15 protein-coding genes are annotated in these 17,772 nt (G+C 57.4%); 8 read left to right on the top strand and 7 right to left on the bottom strand.

The genetic code is table 11. The features are described 5' to 3' along the window. Positions 1–20: 20 nt before the first annotated feature. Entirely contained in the window at positions 21–1,682 is a 1,662-nt protein-coding gene (locus RBB82_RS11700; protein ID WP_433975310.1) for an acyl-CoA carboxylase subunit beta, read from the bottom strand. Positions 1,683–1,798: 116 nt separating this feature from the next. Here RBB82_RS11700 and RBB82_RS11695 point away from each other — a divergent pair, with 116 nt between their 5' ends. Together RBB82_RS11695 and RBB82_RS11690 are read left to right on the top strand one after the other, a co-directional pair. Beyond that, a complete protein-coding gene (locus RBB82_RS11695) occupies positions 1,799–2,113 on the top strand; it encodes a VOC family protein (RefSeq protein WP_433975309.1) in 315 nt (104 codons plus the stop codon). 42 nt (positions 2,114–2,155) lie between these two features. After that, entirely contained in the window at positions 2,156–3,475 is a 1,320-nt protein-coding gene (locus tag RBB82_RS11690; protein WP_433975308.1) for a DNA polymerase thumb domain-containing protein, read from the top strand. A gap of 89 nt (positions 3,476–3,564) precedes the next feature. Here RBB82_RS11690 and RBB82_RS11685 read toward each other — a convergent pair whose 3' ends face one another. Further along, the gene (locus RBB82_RS11685; protein ID WP_433975307.1) at positions 3,565–4,482 is read right to left on the bottom strand and encodes an EamA family transporter; all 918 of its coding nucleotides are present in this window, start codon (positions 4,480–4,482) and stop codon (positions 3,565–3,567) included. 178 nt (positions 4,483–4,660) lie between these two features. Here RBB82_RS11685 and RBB82_RS11680 point away from each other — a divergent pair, with 178 nt between their 5' ends. From RBB82_RS11680 to RBB82_RS11660, 5 genes are all read left to right on the top strand, one after another. Then, entirely contained in the window at positions 4,661–5,614 is a 954-nt protein-coding gene (locus tag RBB82_RS11680) for an ATP-binding cassette domain-containing protein (protein ID WP_433975306.1), read from the top strand. 162 nt (positions 5,615–5,776) lie between these two features. Then, on the top strand, positions 5,777–6,565 hold the full coding sequence (locus tag RBB82_RS11675; protein ID WP_433975305.1) for an ABC transporter permease: 789 nt from the start codon (positions 5,777–5,779) through the stop codon (positions 6,563–6,565). A gap of 51 nt (positions 6,566–6,616) precedes the next feature. Further along, a complete protein-coding gene (locus RBB82_RS11670; protein ID WP_433975304.1) occupies positions 6,617–7,768 on the top strand; it encodes a sensor histidine kinase in 1,152 nt (383 codons plus the stop codon). A 183-nt stretch (positions 7,769–7,951) separates the two neighbouring features. Beyond that, positions 7,952–8,569, top strand: a complete 618-nt coding sequence (locus tag RBB82_RS11665) for a response regulator transcription factor (RefSeq protein WP_433975303.1) — start codon at positions 7,952–7,954, stop codon at positions 8,567–8,569. A 426-nt stretch (positions 8,570–8,995) separates the two neighbouring features. Then, positions 8,996–9,634 (top strand): hypothetical protein, encoded by a 639-nt coding sequence (locus RBB82_RS11660; RefSeq protein WP_433975302.1) that lies wholly within the window; start codon positions 8,996–8,998, stop codon positions 9,632–9,634. Between the two features lie 50 nt (positions 9,635–9,684). On the opposite strand, the gene RBB82_RS11655 is transcribed toward RBB82_RS11660, so the two are convergent. From RBB82_RS11655 to RBB82_RS11635, 5 genes are all read right to left on the bottom strand, one after another. After that, positions 9,685–12,081 (bottom strand): DPP IV N-terminal domain-containing protein, encoded by a 2,397-nt coding sequence (locus RBB82_RS11655; protein WP_433975301.1) that lies wholly within the window; start codon positions 12,079–12,081, stop codon positions 9,685–9,687. Positions 12,082–12,377: 296 nt separating this feature from the next. Then, the gene (locus RBB82_RS11650) at positions 12,378–13,532 is read right to left on the bottom strand and encodes a hypothetical protein (RefSeq protein ID WP_433975300.1); all 1,155 of its coding nucleotides are present in this window, start codon (positions 13,530–13,532) and stop codon (positions 12,378–12,380) included. A gap of 130 nt (positions 13,533–13,662) precedes the next feature. Beyond that, entirely contained in the window at positions 13,663–14,403 is a 741-nt protein-coding gene (locus tag RBB82_RS11645; RefSeq protein WP_433975299.1) for an RNA methyltransferase, read from the bottom strand. A gap of 76 nt (positions 14,404–14,479) precedes the next feature. After that, on the bottom strand, positions 14,480–15,451 hold the full coding sequence (locus tag RBB82_RS11640) for a YXWGXW repeat-containing protein (RefSeq protein WP_433975298.1): 972 nt from the start codon (positions 15,449–15,451) through the stop codon (positions 14,480–14,482). Positions 15,452–15,711: 260 nt separating this feature from the next. After that, the gene (locus RBB82_RS11635) at positions 15,712–15,846 is read right to left on the bottom strand and encodes a hypothetical protein (protein ID WP_433975297.1); all 135 of its coding nucleotides are present in this window, start codon (positions 15,844–15,846) and stop codon (positions 15,712–15,714) included. Between the two features lie 106 nt (positions 15,847–15,952). On the opposite strand from RBB82_RS11635, the gene dnaG reads away from it, so the two are divergent. Next, entirely contained in the window at positions 15,953–17,749 is a 1,797-nt protein-coding gene (gene dnaG / locus RBB82_RS11630) for a DNA primase (protein WP_433975296.1), read from the top strand. Positions 17,750–17,772 lie beyond the last annotated feature (23 nt).

Below are 17,772 nucleotides of genomic sequence, written 5' to 3'. Positions count from 1 at the left end.
TTCACAATAGAGGCGTCAGCTTACAACGGAATATTTCCATGCTTTTTCGCAGGATTCTTCTCCCGCTTCGTCGCCAGCATATCGAGCGCTGAGTTCAACCTCCTACGAGTCTCGCTCGGCCGAATCACAGCATCAATATATCCACGCTCAGCAGCAACGTAAGGATTCGCAAACCGCTCGCGGAACTCATCCACCTTATCCTTGCGCGCCTCAGCGAGCACAGCAAGCTTTTCCTCTTCCGTGAAAGCCTTACCCTGCGGCCACACCGCCTCAGCACGTCGCACGGTAAGGTCGAGCTCCCGCTTATAAACGATATTCACCGCACCCTCCGGGCCCATCACGGCAATCTCCGCCGTCGGCCACGCAAGGTTCACGTCCGTCCGAAGGTGCTTCGAGCTCATCACGCAGTAAGCCCCGCCGTAAGCCTTCCTCGTAATTACGGTAAGCTTCGGTACAGTCGCTTCAGCGAACGCATACAACAGCTTCGCCCCATGACGAATAATCCCACCATGCTCCTGCTGAATCCCCGGCATGAATCCCGGCACATCTTCAAACGTAATCAACGGAATATTGAACGCATCGCAGAACCGTACAAACCGCGCGCCCTTCACACTGGCATTGATGTCCAGCACTCCAGCAAGAAACGCAGGTTGATTCGCCACGATACCCACCGAACGCCCCGCCATGCGCGCAAATCCAACCACAATATTCCGGGCAAAGTGCTCCTGCACCTGGAAGAAGTACCCATCATCAACCACCCGCGAGATCACATCCACCATGTCATACGGCTGGTTGCTCTCTTCCGGAATAATCGTGTCCAGCGCAACATCGGCGCGGGCCGCGTCATCCTGCGTCACCTTCCGCGGCGCGTCATCCAAATTATTCGAGGGCAGAAAACTCAGCAGCTCCCGCACCGTAGCCAGGCACTCCTGGTCATCATGCGCCATAAAGTGCGCCACACCCGAGATCTCATTGTGTGTCAACGCTCCACCCAGCGCGTCCTTCGTCACATCCTCATGCGTCACCGTCTTGATGACGTCCGGCCCCGTAACAAACATGTAGCTGGTCTTCTCTGTCATCACGGTGAAGTCTGTAATCGCCGGCGAATAAACCGCACCCCCTGCGCACGGCCCCAGAATCGCAGAGATCTGCGGCACCACTCCGCTAGCCAACGTATTCCGCAGAAAAATATCCGTATATCCCGCCAGCGAAACAACGCCCTCCTGAATCCGCGCTCCACCCGAATCGTTCAAACCCACAATCGGCGCGCCCACACGCATCGCCATATCCATGATCTTCACGATCTTCGCGGCATTCGCCTCCGACAGCGACCCGCCAAACACCGTAAAGTCCTGCGCAAACACAAACACCACCCGGCCATGCACGCGCCCATAGCCGGTAATGAATCCATCGCCAGGCACACGCTGCTCAGCCATGCCAAAGTCCGTCGCACGATGCGTTACAAACTTGTCGGTCTCCTCGAACGTCCCTTCATCAAGAAGAAAATCGATGCGCTCTCTGGCCGACAGCTTGCCGGACTTGCGCTCTCGCTCGCGCCGCTCTTCGCCTCCACCCTCCTCGGCGATGGCGTGCCGTGCAGCAAGCTCCGCGAGTTTACGTTGATGATTGTTAGACTTCGCCACAGGAATATCTGATTGAACGGGATGCTCAGCTGCTGCCATAGAACGGAATTCTAGCAGCGCCCCACCAGCTCAGTCTTTCCGTCACAAAATACACTGGACAGCTTCCATCTCAAAGTGTTTACATCGACATCCTATTCGAGTGGGAGATACCCGGTATGTTCAATTCAGCCGACTGCGTCGCCATCCATCTGCAAGACCTCACGGCAGCCGAGAACTTCTACACCAACGTAATGAAGTTCACCCTCGTGAACCGCTCCGAAATCCACCTCGAATACGACACCGGCCTCTTCCGCCTCTGCATCGATAAAGAACTCAACACTCGGCCCCCGCTTCCGAACTTTACCGTTCCGGACATTGGCGCCATAAAGTCAGATTTGGTAGCGAATGGCTGCGTCATCCTTCGTGAAAGCACCAACTGCCTCGACTTCAGCGATCCCTTCGGTATCACATACGCCATCGTCCAGAAATAGAAGCGGAAGCAAATAAAAGGCGAATATAATTTCCCTATCCGCGTGTCCGCCGACCCACAACCCGACCGGTTTCACTTCCTGCACATCGACCTGAACAGCTTCTTCGCGTCGGTCGAGCAACAGCTCCACCCCGAATATCGCGGGCGGCCCCTCGCAGTCGTCCCCACCATGGCCGACACCACCTCCTGCATCGCCGCCAGTTACGAGGCAAAAGCTCTCGGCATCAAAACGGGCACCCAAGTGGGCGAAGCCAAACGAATCTGCCCGGACATCATCCTCATCGCCGGCAACCACGCCGAGTACGCCAAGTACTCCCACGACATCGCAAAAGCCGTCGAACTCGCCTGCCCCGTCTCCCACACCCCCTCCATCGATGAGATGGTCTGCGAACTCATCGGCCGCGAACAGGAGCCGCCCCGCGCCCGCAAGATCGCCCTCGAGATCAAACAGTCCATCTACAAAAACGTAGGTGTAGCCCTTCGCTGCTCCATCGGCATGGCACCCAACCGCTACCTCGCCAAGATCGCCAGCGACATGCAGAAGCCCGACGGCCTCATCGGTCTCCTCCCATCGCAACTACCCCGAGCCATCGCTCACCTCGACCTTCGCGACCTACCCGGCGTCGGCGCCCGCACCGAGATCCGTCTCAACAAAAAAGGCATCACCACAATGGAGCAGCTTCTCGCTCTCGACCGCCCCGCTATGCACAAGCTCTGGGATAGCGTCTGGGGAGACCGCCTCTACCACTGGCTGCGCGGCGCAGAGAGTGGCGACGACGGCGCTCCCGTCTCCGCCGGCATCCAAAAATCCCTCGGCCACTCCCACGTCCTAGGCCCCGAGTTCCGCTCGCAGCAGGGCGCTTGGGCCGTTGCCCACAAGCTCCTACACAAAGCCGCCATGCGCCTCCGCATGGAAAAGTTCTACACCGCCTCCCTCTCTGTCTCGATCCGCTACCAACTCACCACCACCCAAGCCGAGCGCATGAAATCGAAGAAGCACTACTCCGGCATCAAGCACTCTGGTTGGGCTATGGAAGCGCGCTTCCGCGACTGCCAGGACACTCTCACCCTTCTCGAAGTCCTGCGCGGCGTCTGGGCGCAGCGCCCTCAAGGCCCCGATCATCAAAAGCCTTTCTTCGTCGGCGTCACCCTCCGCAACCTCATCCCCGAAGACGAGCATCAATCCGAACTCTTTGCCGACCCCAACAACCGCGCCGGCCTCTCCGCCACCATGGACAAGCTCAACCTCAAGTACGGCCATACCACGCTGCACTTCGCCGGCATGCTCCCCGCCCGCGAATCCGCACCCACCCGCATCGCCTTCACGCAAATCCCAGTCCAATACGGCGTCGACTACATGTAACGAAAAATGAGCAGAAAATCGCGCCAAAGGCGCGTCACCTCGATGGCAGATCGCGCCGTGCGCGCTGCACGCCCTAAGCCCTTACCCAGTCAGCTCGAAGCATCCACCTTCTTCGCAGTAGTAATCACCACCACGCTAATCAAAACAAAAACAGTCCCAAGAATCGTTCGCAACCCAAGCGCCTCACCACCCAGAAAGTACCCAAGCACCACCGCCACCACCGGATTCACATACGCATAGGTTGCCACCTTCGTCGGCGACTCATGATGAATCAACCAAACATACGCGGTAAACCCAATAATGGACCCAGCAACAATCAAATACAGCAGAGCCAGCCAGGCCCCACGCGAGACACTCCCCGGATGAAATCCGCGAAACTCTCCAAACGCGGCTGCAGCAACAACCAGCAGCAGCCCTCCAGTTAGCATCTGCGCTCCCGAGCTCATCACCTTCGACTCCGGCAGCGGCAGCAGACGCGTCAATATCGAAGCCACCGCCCAACTCATCGATGCCACAATCAGCGCGAGCGCGCCAGTCGTCTCAATCGCCGCCCCACCCAGGTCAAACGAGTGGCTCATCAGTACCGCCACCCCACAGATCCCGATCAGCAGCGCCAACGCCAGACGAACCGTCAGCCTCTGTGTCCTCAAAAAAATAATCTCCGCCAACGCCATAAACGCCGGAATCATCGCTAACATCACCGCAGCAATACCAGACGCAATCCGCTGCTCCGCCCAAAACAGCAACCCATAGTCGAGCACGAAGATCAGCGAAGCGATCACCAGCACCGACCCCCACTGCCGTCCACTCGGCAAGCGCTCGCCCTTTGCCAGCATCCATCCAAAGAGTACAGCCCCCGCGACCACAAACCGCATCGCTGCAAACAGAAGCGGCGGAACCTCATGCACCCCAATGCGAATCGCAAGAAAAGTCGATCCCCACACAAAATAGATAATCGCGAAAGCCAACAAAGTCTTCCACGCAGGCCGATCTGTTTTAGCTTCCATTGCCAATTTCTACCACGCAACCATACCCAAAGCTGTCAGTAGCCTTTTCCGGACCTTCGCCTGCCTTTTGTGGCACACAGCATGACATCTGTCATCTCAGATTCCTGACGCCCAACACTACTAACCCCGCGCAAACCATCGCATCATCGTTCCTATAAGCCCCCACAGGAGATCGATCATGCCGCTGACTGCAATCGCATACGAGACGGAACGACCTTCCCCAGATCCTTTCGACCAACCCTTTCCCCCCCACGGGAAGCCCGTAGCCGCACTCATCAACCTCACCAAACGCTACGGATCAACCACCGCCCTCGACAACCTCACCCTCGCCCTCCGCCCCGGCGAAGTCGTCGCTCTCCTCGGCCCCAACGGCGCCGGCAAATCCACCGCAGTCAAAATGCTGCTCGGACTCATCGCGCCAACCTCCGGCACAGCCCGTGTCTTCGGTGCCGACCCACGCGAAGCCACCACCCGCACTCGCGTCGGCGCCATGCTTCAAGTCTCACGCATCACCGAGATGATCAAGGTCCGCGAACACCTCGACCTCTTCACCAGCTATTACCCGCGACCACTCCCCATCGCCGACATCGTCCGCATCGCAAAACTTCAGGGCATCGAAGACCGCCTCTTCGGCGAACTCAGCGGCGGCCAGAAACAGCGCGTCCTCTTTGCCCTCGCGCTCTGCGGCAACCCCGACCTCATCTTCCTCGACGAGCCTACCGTCGGCATGGACATCGAAGCCCGTCGCGCCCTCTGGGCCGAGATTCGCGTCCTCTCCGCCATGGGCAAGACCGTCCTCCTCACCACCCACTACCTCGAAGAGGCCGACGCCCTCGCCGACCGCATCATCGTCATCAACAGAGGCCGCGTCATCAGCGAAGGCACGCCAGCCGAGATCAAGCGCAACAGCGGTGGCCGCAAAATCCGTTGCCACACCAAGCTCTCAGAAGACCAACTGAGCGCACTCCCGACCGTAACCGCCGTCGAGCTCATCAGCGGAACAACAGTCGTCACCGCCACCGATGCAGAAAACGTAGTCCGCGAGATGCTGTCGCGCGATGAAACTCTAAGCGGCCTCGAGATCGCCAGCCCAGCCCTCGAAGACGCCTTTCTAGCCCTTACCAAAAGCTAATTACAAGCTCAAAAACTGCCGTCATCGCGAGAACGAGAAGTCATCGCACTAAATAAGTCGCACGCCAAAAAACGTTGTCATCCTGAGCGCAGCGAAGGACCCCCGTATTTGCTTTTGTCGTTGTTCTTTCACCCGCCCCACATCCAGACAAAGGAGACTCCAATGTCCACCGCCGCCATCCTCCAGCCCAGCAAAACCAACGTTCCTCGCATCTTCCGCAAAGAGAGCCGCTACGAGTTCGTAAAACTCACCCGCACCCGTTCTTTCTCTCTAGCAACCATCGGCTTTCCCGTCATGTTCTACATCATCTTCGGCCTCGCCAACCGCCACGCCTTCGACGGCAACGTCCACATGGCGAAGTACATGCTCGCCGGCTATGCCTGCTTTGGCCTCATCGGTGCTGCTCTCTTCGGCATCGGCGTTGGCCTCTCATCCGACCTCGCCGCCGGATGGCTCGAGCTCAAACGCGCCAGCCCCATGCCCGTCTCGGCCTACCTCTTCGCAAAATGCTCTTCCGCAGTAGCCTTCGGGATCATCATCGTCAGCATCCTCACCATCATCGGCACATCGTTCGGCGACGTCCACCTCTCACCGGCTGAACTGGCGAAGATGCTCGGCATCACCATCGTCGGCTCCATCAGCTTCGCCAGCATGGGCCTCCTCATCGCACTCCTCGTCCCCGCCAACGCCGCACCCGGCATCATCAACCTCATCTATCTCCCCATGTCCTTCCTCAGTGGCCTCTGGGTTCCCATCAAGTTCATGCCTCACTGGCTGCAGGGCATCGCGCCCCTTCTGCCCACCTACCATCTCTCGCAACTCATGCTCGGCATCTTCCACTATGGCGACACCATGTCCCTCATCACACACTGGAACGCGCTCATCGGCTTCACCCTGGTCATGCTCGGCATCAGCCGCATCATCTTCCATCGCAAAGAACAAAACGCATAGTCACAACCGTGCCGTAACAGCGTAAACTGCACTCACACCGGGACCACATCTATGAAATCCGTCGACATCGTGTTGAAGAAGAACGATCAAAGATGGGCTTGGCTCTGGATCGCCTACTCCGGCTTTCTCTTCATCAACCCCATCCTCGAGCCGCGCCGGAACCTGTGGCTGGGTACCCTCACCGTCTTCGCGATCTTCATTGGTGTCTTCACCGCCTACGTCAACCCCAAAAACGAGAGCGGACCAATTCGCTATTGGCTGATCGCCGCCACCTTCGTACTCGGCTTGGTTACCTTTCCCTGGAACGGGGGAGGCTCCACCTTCTTCGTATACGCCGCTGCTTTCTTGCCCTTCGTTATCGAATCCACCCCCAAAATTGTCTCTCTCTTCATCGTCGAATCTCTCTTCATCATCATCGAAGGCTATCTCTTCAACACTCCCGGCCACTTCCTATACATCGGATGGCCCAACGTCTTCATCGCGATCTTCCTTCTCGCGCTCATCGGCGGTGGCAACATCTTCTTCGCCGAGCAGAAGCGAACCGAATGCAAACTCCGTCTCGCCCAGGAAGAGAACGTCGAACTCGCCGCCGTTGCAGAGCGCGAACGTATCGCACGTGACCTTCATGACGTCCTCGGCCACACCCTCTCCGTCATCGTCCTCAAAGCCGAACTCGCCGGACGTCTCGTCGAACTCGACCCACAACGTGCAGTGCAAGAGATCGCCGACGTCGAACGAACCGCGCGGACCGCGCTCAGCGAAGTGCGCGAGGCAATCGGCGGTTATCGCTCCCAAGGCCTCACCGCCGAGATGGAACGCGCCCGCAACGCACTTCAGGCCGCAGGCGTCGGCCTCGCCTGTGAGTCTCCCGTCCCTCAACTCAACGCAACCGAAGAGACTGTCTTCTGCCTAACCCTCCGCGAAGCAGTCACGAACATCGTCCGCCACGCACAAGCCACACACTGCCGCATACGCTTCGCCAGATCCGAAGACGGCTACCACTCGCTCTTCATCAACGACAACGGCGCCCACCCGAAGCTGAACGAGGGTAACGGCCTTCGCGGCATGCGCGAGCGAGTTCAAACTCTCGGCGGCCGACTCTCAATCACAGCCGAACCCGGCGTCACCCTCCTCATCGAACTCCCCCAAGCGCCGTTACAAACCATCCCACAACCCGACAAAGTGCCTTTGGCTGCCTTATGAACCGCGCTCTGCGCTACCGTATATGTTTTGTTGAAGTCGTCATTCTCAAAATGTCTATCACCATCCAACCGTCGTCAGCCTGACCCTGAGCGTAGTCGAATGGGGAGGGAATGTATTTAGTAGTTGTCTGTTCTTACCTATTCGCCATATACCGTTGCTCCAAGGTATTTTTAGACACGACCTATGACCAGCCCTTCGATCCGCGTCGTCCTCGCTGAAGATCAGGCCATGGTCCTCGGTGCACTCTCCGCACTCCTCGAGCTCGAGGCCGACATCTCCGTCGTCGCCACCACCGCCAACGGCCGCGAGGCCTTCGACGCCGTCGGCCGCCTCAAACCTGACGTCCTCGTCACCGACATCGAGATGCCCCACATGACCGGCCTCGAACTCGCCGCGAACCTCGCCACCAACCATCCCAACGTCCGCACCATCATCCTCACCACCTTCGCTCGACCCGGCTACCTTCGCCGTGCCCTCGACGCCGGCGCCCGCGGCTATCTCCTCAAAGACCGCCCCGCCAAAGAGCTAGCCGACGCAGTACGCCGCGTCCACCGCGGCATGCGCGTCGTCGATCCCGCCCTCGCCGCCGAAGCCTGGAACGCCGAGCTCGACCCTCTCACCGACCGCGAGCGCCAGATCCTGCAACGCGCCGGCGACGGCCGCAGCAGCACCGAGATCGCTACCGAACTCCACCTCTCAGAAGGCACCGTCCGCAACTACCTCTCCGAAGCAATCGCCAAGCTGGGCGCCTCCAACCGCGTAGACGCCGCCCGCATAGCCCGCACCAAAGGCTGGCTCTAGCAAATCTTCGTTACCCTCAAAAGCCTGTCATTCTGACCCCAAGCTAGTCGAGGGGAAAAGAAACCCGCATTTGCCGTTGCATTTGCCGTTGCCGTTGCATTTGCCTTTCTTGTTGTCATCCCCGGAGGGAATCTGCTGTTGCAGTTGCGATTGCAGGTGCGATTGCAGGTGCGACTGCATTTGTGGTTGCACTTGCACTTGCCGTTGCCCGCTCTTTTGTTGTCATTCCGCAGCGCAGCGGAGGAATCTGCTTTTGCCTTTACACGAGCCACCGTCCGCGATGACAGTACACAGCAGACACGAAAAAGCGGTACACCCCCAGCAATCCCAAATCTTTCTCAAAACAACATGCAACCATTTCCCCGAATAACGACATCCTCATCTCCTGCATCCCACCAAAGTAAAGAAAAAGAATCAGGAGACCCCATGCAAATCCGCCCCGCAATCCGAACAGCCGCCCTATGCGGCGCAGCCATCCTCCTCGCCTCTGGCTGCAACAAGAAAGCCGACAACACCATCAACTTCACCAGCGCGATCAATACTTACTACAGCGCCCACCCCGCCTGCCTCTGGTCCGACCCGATCAAATTCCCCGTACAGGCCGACACATCAAACGCCACCAAGACCTCCGGCTACGATGCCCTCGTCGATCAAGGTCTCCTCGTCCGCACCACCGCCGAGAAAAAAGTTCTCATCATAGCCAGCAAGCAGGTCAACAACTACGATCTCTCCGACAAGGGCCGCTCCGCCTGGACCGCCGACGTCAATCAACCCGGCTACGGCAACTTCTGCTACGGCCATCGCAAAGTCTCAACCATCGACGGCTCCACCGCCACCACCGATGCAGTAGGCGCAACCACACAGATCGACTACCACTACACCCTCTCCGACACACCCGACTGGGCCAAGGCCGCCGAGACTCAAACCGCCTACCCCCAAATCCAGACAGACCTCGCCGCTCCCCAATCCGGCCATGCCACGCTCACCAACACCAGCAACGGCTGGCAAGTCTCCTCAGCGCGACCATCTACCACCTCCAGCAACGACGGAAAAATCGTCGAATAAAAAAACCGGCAGAGTAAGCAGCACACTCTGCCGGCCGTGTCTGTCAAAAGCTACTGATCTAAATCAACATCGTCTCCATCAGAAGGTCCACTACGCATCGCCGTCATAGCCGCTGCATAGGACTTCATCTCATACTCATACGGCGGCACATTCCCCGCCAGATTCTTCACAAAATAATCCCACCGCCGCCGCGTCATATACTGACTCGCCTCAGCATACCCATGCGCCACATTCGGAATAATCAACAGATCGAAGTCCTTATTCGCTTTGATCAGCGCATCCACAACCAGCAACGTGTTATTCATCGGCACATTGTTATCCATCGAACCATGCGCCAGCAGAAGGTGCCCCTTCAAATTCTTCGCCACATACTGATTCGCCTGACTGTCATAGTTCGTCGTGCCATCGGCGTTCTTCACCAGCAACCCGTTCCACTTCTCAGCCCAATCATCTTCATAGTCACGCTGGTCATGGTTCCCACTCTCCGCAATCCCCACCTTGAAGAAATCAGGAAAGTGAAACATCGCAGCAGCTGTAGCATTCCCGCCACCCGAGTGCCCATACATCCCCACCTTATCGAGATCGATCCACGGATACTTCGCCGCCAGATCTTTCATCCCTGACACCTGATCCGGAATCGTGTTATCCCCAAGGTCCCCAAAATAAAACTCATGAAACGCCTTCGACCGAAATGGCGTCCCCATCCCATCGATACACACCACGACAAATCCAAGCTCCGCCAGCGACTGCCAGTCACGATGCGCCGCCTGAAACCCACGCCCGCCGCACGACCCCGTCTGCGGCCCCGGATACACACTATTCACGGTCGGATATTTCTTCGACGCATCGAAGTTAGTCGGCTTGAACATGTAACCGTAAAGGTCCGTCTTCCCATCCCTCGCCTTCACCACAATCGGCACCGGCGGAACCCATCCCGCAGCCACCAGCTTCGAGATATCCTGCTTCGCCACATCCACAACCACTTTGCCGCTGTCATCCCGCACCACCGCCGTCTGTGGCTCCGTCGCAGTCGAGTACACATCCACAAAGTACTTCCCATCCTCCGACATCGTCACCGCGTGATCCGCATTCTCCGGCGTCAACAGCTTCATATCCTTCCCATTAAATCCAATGCTGTAGAAATGCGAAAAATAAGGATCGCGTCCCGTCTCCTTCCCCACACCCAGGAAGTAGATCTTCCGCGCGGCCTCATCCACATGCAGCACCTGCGTCACATTCCCTTCACCATGCGTAATCTGATTCTTCAGACTGCCGTTCTCGGCGTCATACAAATACATCTGTCCCCAGCCATCCCGCTCACTGAACCACAACAGTTCTTTCGTCTTCGAAAGATACTTCCAGTTCACCTTGTCGTTACCGCTCTCAAAAAACTTCGCCGCCTTCTCCCCCATCACATCAAGCACGTCACCAGACGCAACATCCGCAATCCGCATCCGCTCCTGCTTGTGATCCCGCGAGGTCGAAACAAACGCCAGCGTCTTCCCATCCGCACTCCACTGCACGTCATCCCATCCGCTCCCACCGCGGCAACTCACGTCATCGCAGATCGTCGAACGATGCTGATCCGGAGCCATCTTCAACCGAATCACCTTCGCCTTATCCACATCGATGATCACCCTCTCGATCATCGTCACATCCTTATCGCCCACCAGCGGATACTTCCAGGCCTTCAGCTCCGGATGCCCATTCGTCACCGGAACCATATACATCTCGCCGGTCTTCCGCTGGTCCTGTTGAAACGTCGCAATCTTCTTCCCATCAGGCGACCACAGCACAATCGCGTTATCGCTCATCTGCCAGCCGGCATTGTCCGTAGCGTACCCGTAGTCCTTCACGCCATCCGTGGTCAGCTGAGTCTCCTTGCCAGTCGCGACATCCCGCACCCAAAGGTTCCAGTCGCGAATAAAAGCTGCCTTCGTCTTATCAGGAGAAAGATCTCCATGCCCCGTATTCCCAGCCTTTGCACCTGCTGCGATCACCTCCGTGCAAACTCCCGCACCACTCAAATCGCAGCGAAACTTCCGTGACCCGTTCCCCACGACAACCGTCTTACCTCCATTCGAAAATTCAATCTCGGAGATCACCAGATGCTGTGCATCCGCCTTCATCTTGCCGTCCGTCGCGCTCGTCAGCGCAGCCGCGAGCTTCGCCTGATCGAACGCAGGCGTCTTCGTCCCCTTCACAGGATCGACCACGATAAACGTAACTCCATCCGGCCCATTGTCGCGATACCAGAACCGTCCATCCCCCATCCAAGTAGGCCGAGCCACACCGTGGTACACCAGCGAATTCACGTTGTAAGCCATGAACTTCTCAGCCCGCGCATAGTCCTCGGCCGTAAGCTGCTTTCCCTGCGCCATCCCACTCACAGTCAAACAGCACCCCGCCACAATCCCCGCAACTATCGACAATCGATTCACAAACACGCTTTCATTCCTCCGGGCGCACCACTAATGAACTGGCTACGATAACGCCTAGTCTACAGCCCGCTAACGCTCCGGTGATATATGAAATCGTGTCAGCAGCCATCCGGCGTCCAGATTATGAGGGGAGGTCACGTTGCATGTGTCTAATACGCCGCGTCACAGACAACCGACATCGATGACGCGAAGCCGACTTCTCGGTACTGATTCGGATGGTTTTCGAAGTTGACGCTCTAGGATGTTAGGTTGAACTCGAGTTGGCGAGGCAAAGTCGAGCATATGCCTGGCTCGGCGCCATGTCACTTTAGAAGGCGCGAAAGGGGCGTCCTAGAGACTTGCCAATCTTTGCCCCAGTTGGTAGCCAGTGTTAGCGAGTCTTCGTCATTCCGCAGTGCGAAGTCCACTAAAGATTGCTCGTGCTCTGGCTGGACTGTCTCAATGATCGAGAGAGCGTTCATGTCCACCAACAATATCTTCGTGCCATGGGATACTCCGCCCTCTTCAAATAAGAATCCATGTGACATGTCGACGGGTATAGCTGCATAGCGACCGTCTGCTGTGAACTTCGGTGCCCTAGGAAATTCAGACCATCTAATGTGACGGGCCGTCTCCGGGATATTCATCTGATGGAATGCTTTAGAAGTAAAGCTGTAAACCCAAAGTCGGTGCCGTGCGAGCATCGCAATAGAGTCATTAGACGGTGACCCAAGGTTCGGTTGACCACTGCCGATTACTCTATCGTCGGGCGGTGGTGGAACCTCTAAAGCAGGCTCATCATTTGAAGTAAGAGAAGCAGAAGTGAGTGTGCATCGCGGTTGTCTATCAATTCTGACGGATACCGGGGGACACAAAAACCATACGCGGTCTCTTCCGTAATCATAGGAAGACGCATAGATCTCGCTGTAGGCATAGCCTGTGGCGCGGTGTCTATCCTGTTCAAGGATTCCTGAACTGTTAACTTGTTGAGTGATGATTTCCGGTTCACCTGTCGACTGGTAGTGAGCTTGAGAGATGGCTAACTGGCTGGTGTGACCGATGAACCCCAGCCCATATATATCGAACTGAATGGGAAATACGTGAGGGACTTCGACGCTTTGTGCGAATTCGCCGCGGGGTAGATCGATCAACCGCACAAAGATGCCCGATGCCGTCGCGAAAGCAATAGCAGCCTTCTCAGAATTGGCAGATATGGCGAGATGGCATTTGGAGACTGCGCGTGTAGCCGACGCAGATTGTCGTTCACTAAGTTCCATCGTCTGACCTGAGCGACGAGTAATAACGACTTGGTAGCCATCGCTAAAGACAGTGGCTTGAGCCAAATCTCCAACACCCGAATAGTCCGCGCAAACCTCCATCGCGGCCTTCTTAATGGGCTTGCTCCCTGCCGGTGCCAGCCCGATCGATGCATAGAACGCTATTGCGATGAACGACCAGGAAGGCCTTAGAAAGATCACTCGATCAGCATATCTCAGAAGTTAGCAGCTATCGCCCCTGCAGAGTCGCACTTCAGGCGATCAATCAGATTAGTACCCATAAACGCTCTTATCGTCACCTAAACGAAATCGGCAAATCGTCCAAGTGAAATCACTCACGCACCTTCCACAACACCTGCCGCAAGATCCCCATCCACACCGGCGCATCATTCGCCGTCACCCCCATCCGCAAAACAAGCCTTCGAATCTGAGCCTCATCACAGTTAGCAGGATGACGCTTCGTATACCCCGTCTTCTCCAACACCTCGGTTAGCAGCACAGTCAGACGCTCCACCTCACCAGCATCAGCCCCCGCAGAAACATCACTCACCGCAACTTCACCATGCACACGCACCAGCTCATACAAACAAACCGCCACCGCCTGCCCAAGATTCATCGAAGGATGCCGAATCTCCTCATGCTCCTCCATCGGAATCGTCAACAGCCAATGGCAGTAACTCAACTCATCATTGCTCAGCCCAGTCTTCTCCGAACCGAACAGCAGCGCAACCCTCCCCTCGCCGTCCACCTCCGAGCCGATCTTCCCCGCAGCCTCCGGCAGCACGACCAACGGATGCTGCAGCGCCCGCTCCCCCACAGCAGTCGTCCCGACCACCATCGTGCAATCCGCAACCGCTTCAGCAACGCTCGCAAACTCCACAGCCCCGGCCATCACCTCCGCAGCATCCACCGCCGACCGAGCCGTCTCAAACGGCACCGCATACTCATTCACGATCCGAAGATGGCGAAACCCAAAATCGTGCATCGCCCGCGCCACCGCGCCGATATTATTCGGATTGCGCGCCCGCACCAACACCACGACGACTCGATCTAACACCTGCTCACGTCCCATTCAAACAATTCTAGGCGCGAAGCAAAAAAAAGCGGCCGGCGAATAAATCGCCGGCCACTCTATCGTTCCTGAAAAATTACTTATGTTCGTGCCCGCCACCGCCATGCTCTTCCGCGTGCGGATGAGCCTGCGTATTTGCGTTGTGCTTATCCTCGTTAATTGACCGGCTCACATTATTCTGCCGCTGGTTGATCTGCTGATGCTCCTGCGCCGTCAGATGTCCGCCATTCGTAGCGCGATCTGCCGCAGCCTGGTTATGAATGCTCGATTCGCGATTCTCCAGGTTAGCCGTCTCGTGAGAAGTCAACTGCCCCGACTGCACTCCCTGGCCGATGCGCTGCTGCTGATTCTCAGCCCTAACGCCCGGCCGCGAGTAAGCTGCAGTCTGCGGATGTCCGCCATTCACAGAAGCAAAGTTATTCCGATCCGCGTGCGCCATCTGCATGTGATTGTTCTGTTCAGCCGTAGCCGCAAAGTGGTTCTCATGTGCGTACGAAGTTTCTTGTGCCGTCGCATGCGCCTGTATGCCACCCGCGCCGCCATTGAAGCTCGTGTGGTTGTAGACGGTCGTGCGGTTGATCACCGTGTTGTCGATATACGTATTGTGAATCACAGTCCGGTTCACATTGACGACCGCGGTGTTATACGCAAAGCGGCCGCCCTCCCAGCGTCCGCCGCCGAAGCCAACGCCGCCATAACCAAACCCGTAGTTCACGCCGCCATAGAAGCCAACGTGCGGCCCCCAATACCCAGCGTGGAAGATGTAAGCACTACCACCCCAGCCCCAGTAGCCCGGCGTCCAAAGCACACCAACCTGTGGCGGCCGAACCCACACACCCGGAATCCAGTAGTAGCCCGCATCACCGTAACCCCAGTAGCCAGGATTCCAAAGATAGCCATCACCCGGGCAGATTGGCTGCGTATAAACGGGCAACACAGGCGGTGCAATTCCCACCGAGATAAAGACCCCGGCAAACGATGCGGCTGGCGCAATAGCGAGCGCCGCACCCACGACAACTTTACGAACTAAACTGGAAAATAAACGCATATGTCTATCCTATAGTCGGCTCACGACGTATGCCGTGGCACTCAAGTTGTTGAATAGCTTGGAACTCAACAGCCATTCGTTCATTCACATTCCGTGCAAACACAAGCCGTGCGAGGAAGTTCCGCACAATTACCGTAGGCCTCTGGAAATTGAGGGTGATATCCCTCAATGGTTGTAGGTATCGACCTCGCAACCGCGCAGCAGTTCCATTCCGGAGGGAACCAGAAAAAATAAAGTTCAAATCCGTGGCGTATTTTTCGTCACGCGCAAACAGTGTTTTTATTCACCACGTTCACCACGCAAATCACCACGTTTTCACCACCAAAAAACCACATCTGCACCCCACTCTTTTCAAAACCCCCTTCAAAAACCTCAACAAAATCGTGAAAACTCACTTCACACCACCGCCAGATTTTTTCTCCGTCTAAACTCATACAGAGACGAGAAACCAGACTCAATCAACCTGCCCGGAACATCGACCAAACCTCCCTCGCCACAAGCATGTCCGACAACTTCGCCCAAACCGTCAAGCAGCAGGCCGACATCGTCCGCATCATCGGCGACTACATCAAGCTGCGCAAATCCGGCGCGCAGAACTACTCCGGCCTCTGCCCCTTCCACAAAGAAAAAACCGGCTCCTTCTCCGTCAACGCAACACACAACTACTTCTACTGCTTCGGCTGTCACGAGAAAGGCGACGTCTTCACCTTCGTCATGAAGATGGAAAACATCAGCTTTCCTGAAGCCATTCGCGTCGTCGCCACCAAGTGCGGAATCCCTCTCCCCAAGCGCGAGTTCAGCTCCCCCGAAGAAGCACGCGAGGCTGGCCTGCGTCGTCAACTCATCGACATCCACGAAGTCGCAACTCAATACTTCGAAGCCGGCCTCAAGTCCGCCGAAGCCGCCCGCGCCCGCGAATACCTCACCGGCCGCGGCGTCAACGCCGAAACCATCGCGAAGTTCCGCATCGGCTACGCACCCGACGACTTCAACCACATGCGCGAGCAGCTCGCCAAACACTTTCCCGACGACGTCCTCCGCGCCAGCGGCCTCTTCAGCGCAAAGGAGCAATCCGACGGCTCCCCCGGCCAGCTCTACGCACGCTTTCGCAAGCGCATCACCTTCCCCATCGCCAACGAACAAGGCAAGACAATCGCCTTCACCGCCCGCGCCCTCGACGCGCAAGACGAAAAAGGCCGCGACATCGCCAAGTATCTCAACTCCCCCGAGACTCCCCTCTACACCAAGGGCCAGGTCCTCTTCAACCTCGACAAAGCCAAGGCCGGCATGCGCGCCCACGACTTCGCTCTCCTCGTTGAAGGCCAAATGGATTGCATCTCCGTCTACATGGCCGGCGTGCAAAACGTTATCGCCACCTCTGGCACCGCCTTCACCGAGATGCAGGTGCGCCTCCTCAGCCGCTTCACCAAACGCGTCGTCATCAACTTCGACCCCGACACGGCCGGCGCTAACGCAGCAGAAAAATCCATCTCCCTCCTCACCGAAGAGGACTTCGAAGTTAAAGTCATCACCCTCGAAGGCGGCCTGGACCCCGACCGCTTCGTCCGCGAGCAAGGCATCCAGGCCTACATGGCCGCCCTCCGCACCGCCAAACGCCACTCCGACTACCTCATCGACCGCGCGCGCCATCTCTTCCCTGGCCGCACCCCAGATGCGAAGGTCAAAGCCCTCAACTTCCTCCTCCCTCACATTCGCCGCATGCCAAACCGCATTCAGCGCGATGAGTTCGCCGCCGACGCCGCACAAAAACTCACCATCGACTCAGCCATCCTCCGTCAGGAGCTCAAACAAGCTGCGGCCCAACGCGTCGAAAGCGTCCGCTCTCACTCCCAGGATCCCGCCAGCGAAACCGAGCGCGTCCTGATCCGCGCCCTCGTCCTTCCCGAACACGACCCGGCTCGTGCACTAGCCGCCGAACAACTAATCCAACATCCCGAGTGGTACGACAGCCTTCCCGCCGCCGCGCTCCTCGAATCCCTCTCCAACGCGCCAGCACCACCCAACCCTCTCGATGCCGCACCCGATCAACCCAGCCGCGCCCTCCTGGCCCATACCCTCCAACACGCAGATGACCCCGACACCGCCTCCTCCAACACTCAATCCATGACCGAGCAGGTCGAAAATGCCCTCCACACCCTGGAACGTCGCCAGCTCGAGCGCCGTCAACGTGAGCTTCGCACCCTCATCGCCGAGGCTGACCGTCGCGGCGACCACGAGATGTTGACTAAACTAACAGCAGAGAAGCTTCACATCGATCGCAAGCTACGCCAGCATTAAACCTTCATCAGAATCTTACGGAA

This window comes from Tunturiibacter lichenicola (assembly GCF_051013355.1).
Lineage (GTDB): Bacteria > Acidobacteriota > Terriglobia > Terriglobales > Acidobacteriaceae > Edaphobacter > Edaphobacter lichenicola_F.
Note: the sequence above shows the minus strand (reverse complement) of the source record. Positions and strands in the feature narration are given on the sequence as shown.

Excerpts from the sequence above, each read along its gene's own strand:
- RBB82_RS11700 (WP_433975310.1), bottom strand. The coding sequence starts at position 1,682 with ATGGCAGCAGCTGAGCATCCCGTTCAATCAGATATTCCTGTGGCGAAG.
- RBB82_RS11695 (WP_433975309.1), top strand. The coding sequence starts at position 1,799 with ATGTTCAATTCAGCCGACTGCGTCGCCATCCATCTGCAAGACCTCACG.
- RBB82_RS11685 (WP_433975307.1), bottom strand. The coding sequence starts at position 4,482 with ATGGAAGCTAAAACAGATCGGCCTGCGTGGAAGACTTTGTTGGCTTTC.
- RBB82_RS11680 (WP_433975306.1), top strand. The coding sequence starts at position 4,661 with ATGCCGCTGACTGCAATCGCATACGAGACGGAACGACCTTCCCCAGAT.
- RBB82_RS11675 (WP_433975305.1), top strand. The coding sequence starts at position 5,777 with ATGTCCACCGCCGCCATCCTCCAGCCCAGCAAAACCAACGTTCCTCGC.
- RBB82_RS11670 (WP_433975304.1), top strand. The coding sequence starts at position 6,617 with ATGAAATCCGTCGACATCGTGTTGAAGAAGAACGATCAAAGATGGGCT.
- RBB82_RS11665 (WP_433975303.1), top strand. The coding sequence starts at position 7,952 with ATGACCAGCCCTTCGATCCGCGTCGTCCTCGCTGAAGATCAGGCCATG.
- RBB82_RS11660 (WP_433975302.1), top strand. The coding sequence starts at position 8,996 with ATGCAAATCCGCCCCGCAATCCGAACAGCCGCCCTATGCGGCGCAGCC.
- RBB82_RS11645 (WP_433975299.1), bottom strand. The coding sequence starts at position 14,403 with ATGGGACGTGAGCAGGTGTTAGATCGAGTCGTCGTGGTGTTGGTGCGG.
- RBB82_RS11640 (WP_433975298.1), bottom strand. The coding sequence starts at position 15,451 with ATGCGTTTATTTTCCAGTTTAGTTCGTAAAGTTGTCGTGGGTGCGGCG.
- dnaG (WP_433975296.1), top strand. The coding sequence starts at position 15,953 with ATGTCCGACAACTTCGCCCAAACCGTCAAGCAGCAGGCCGACATCGTC.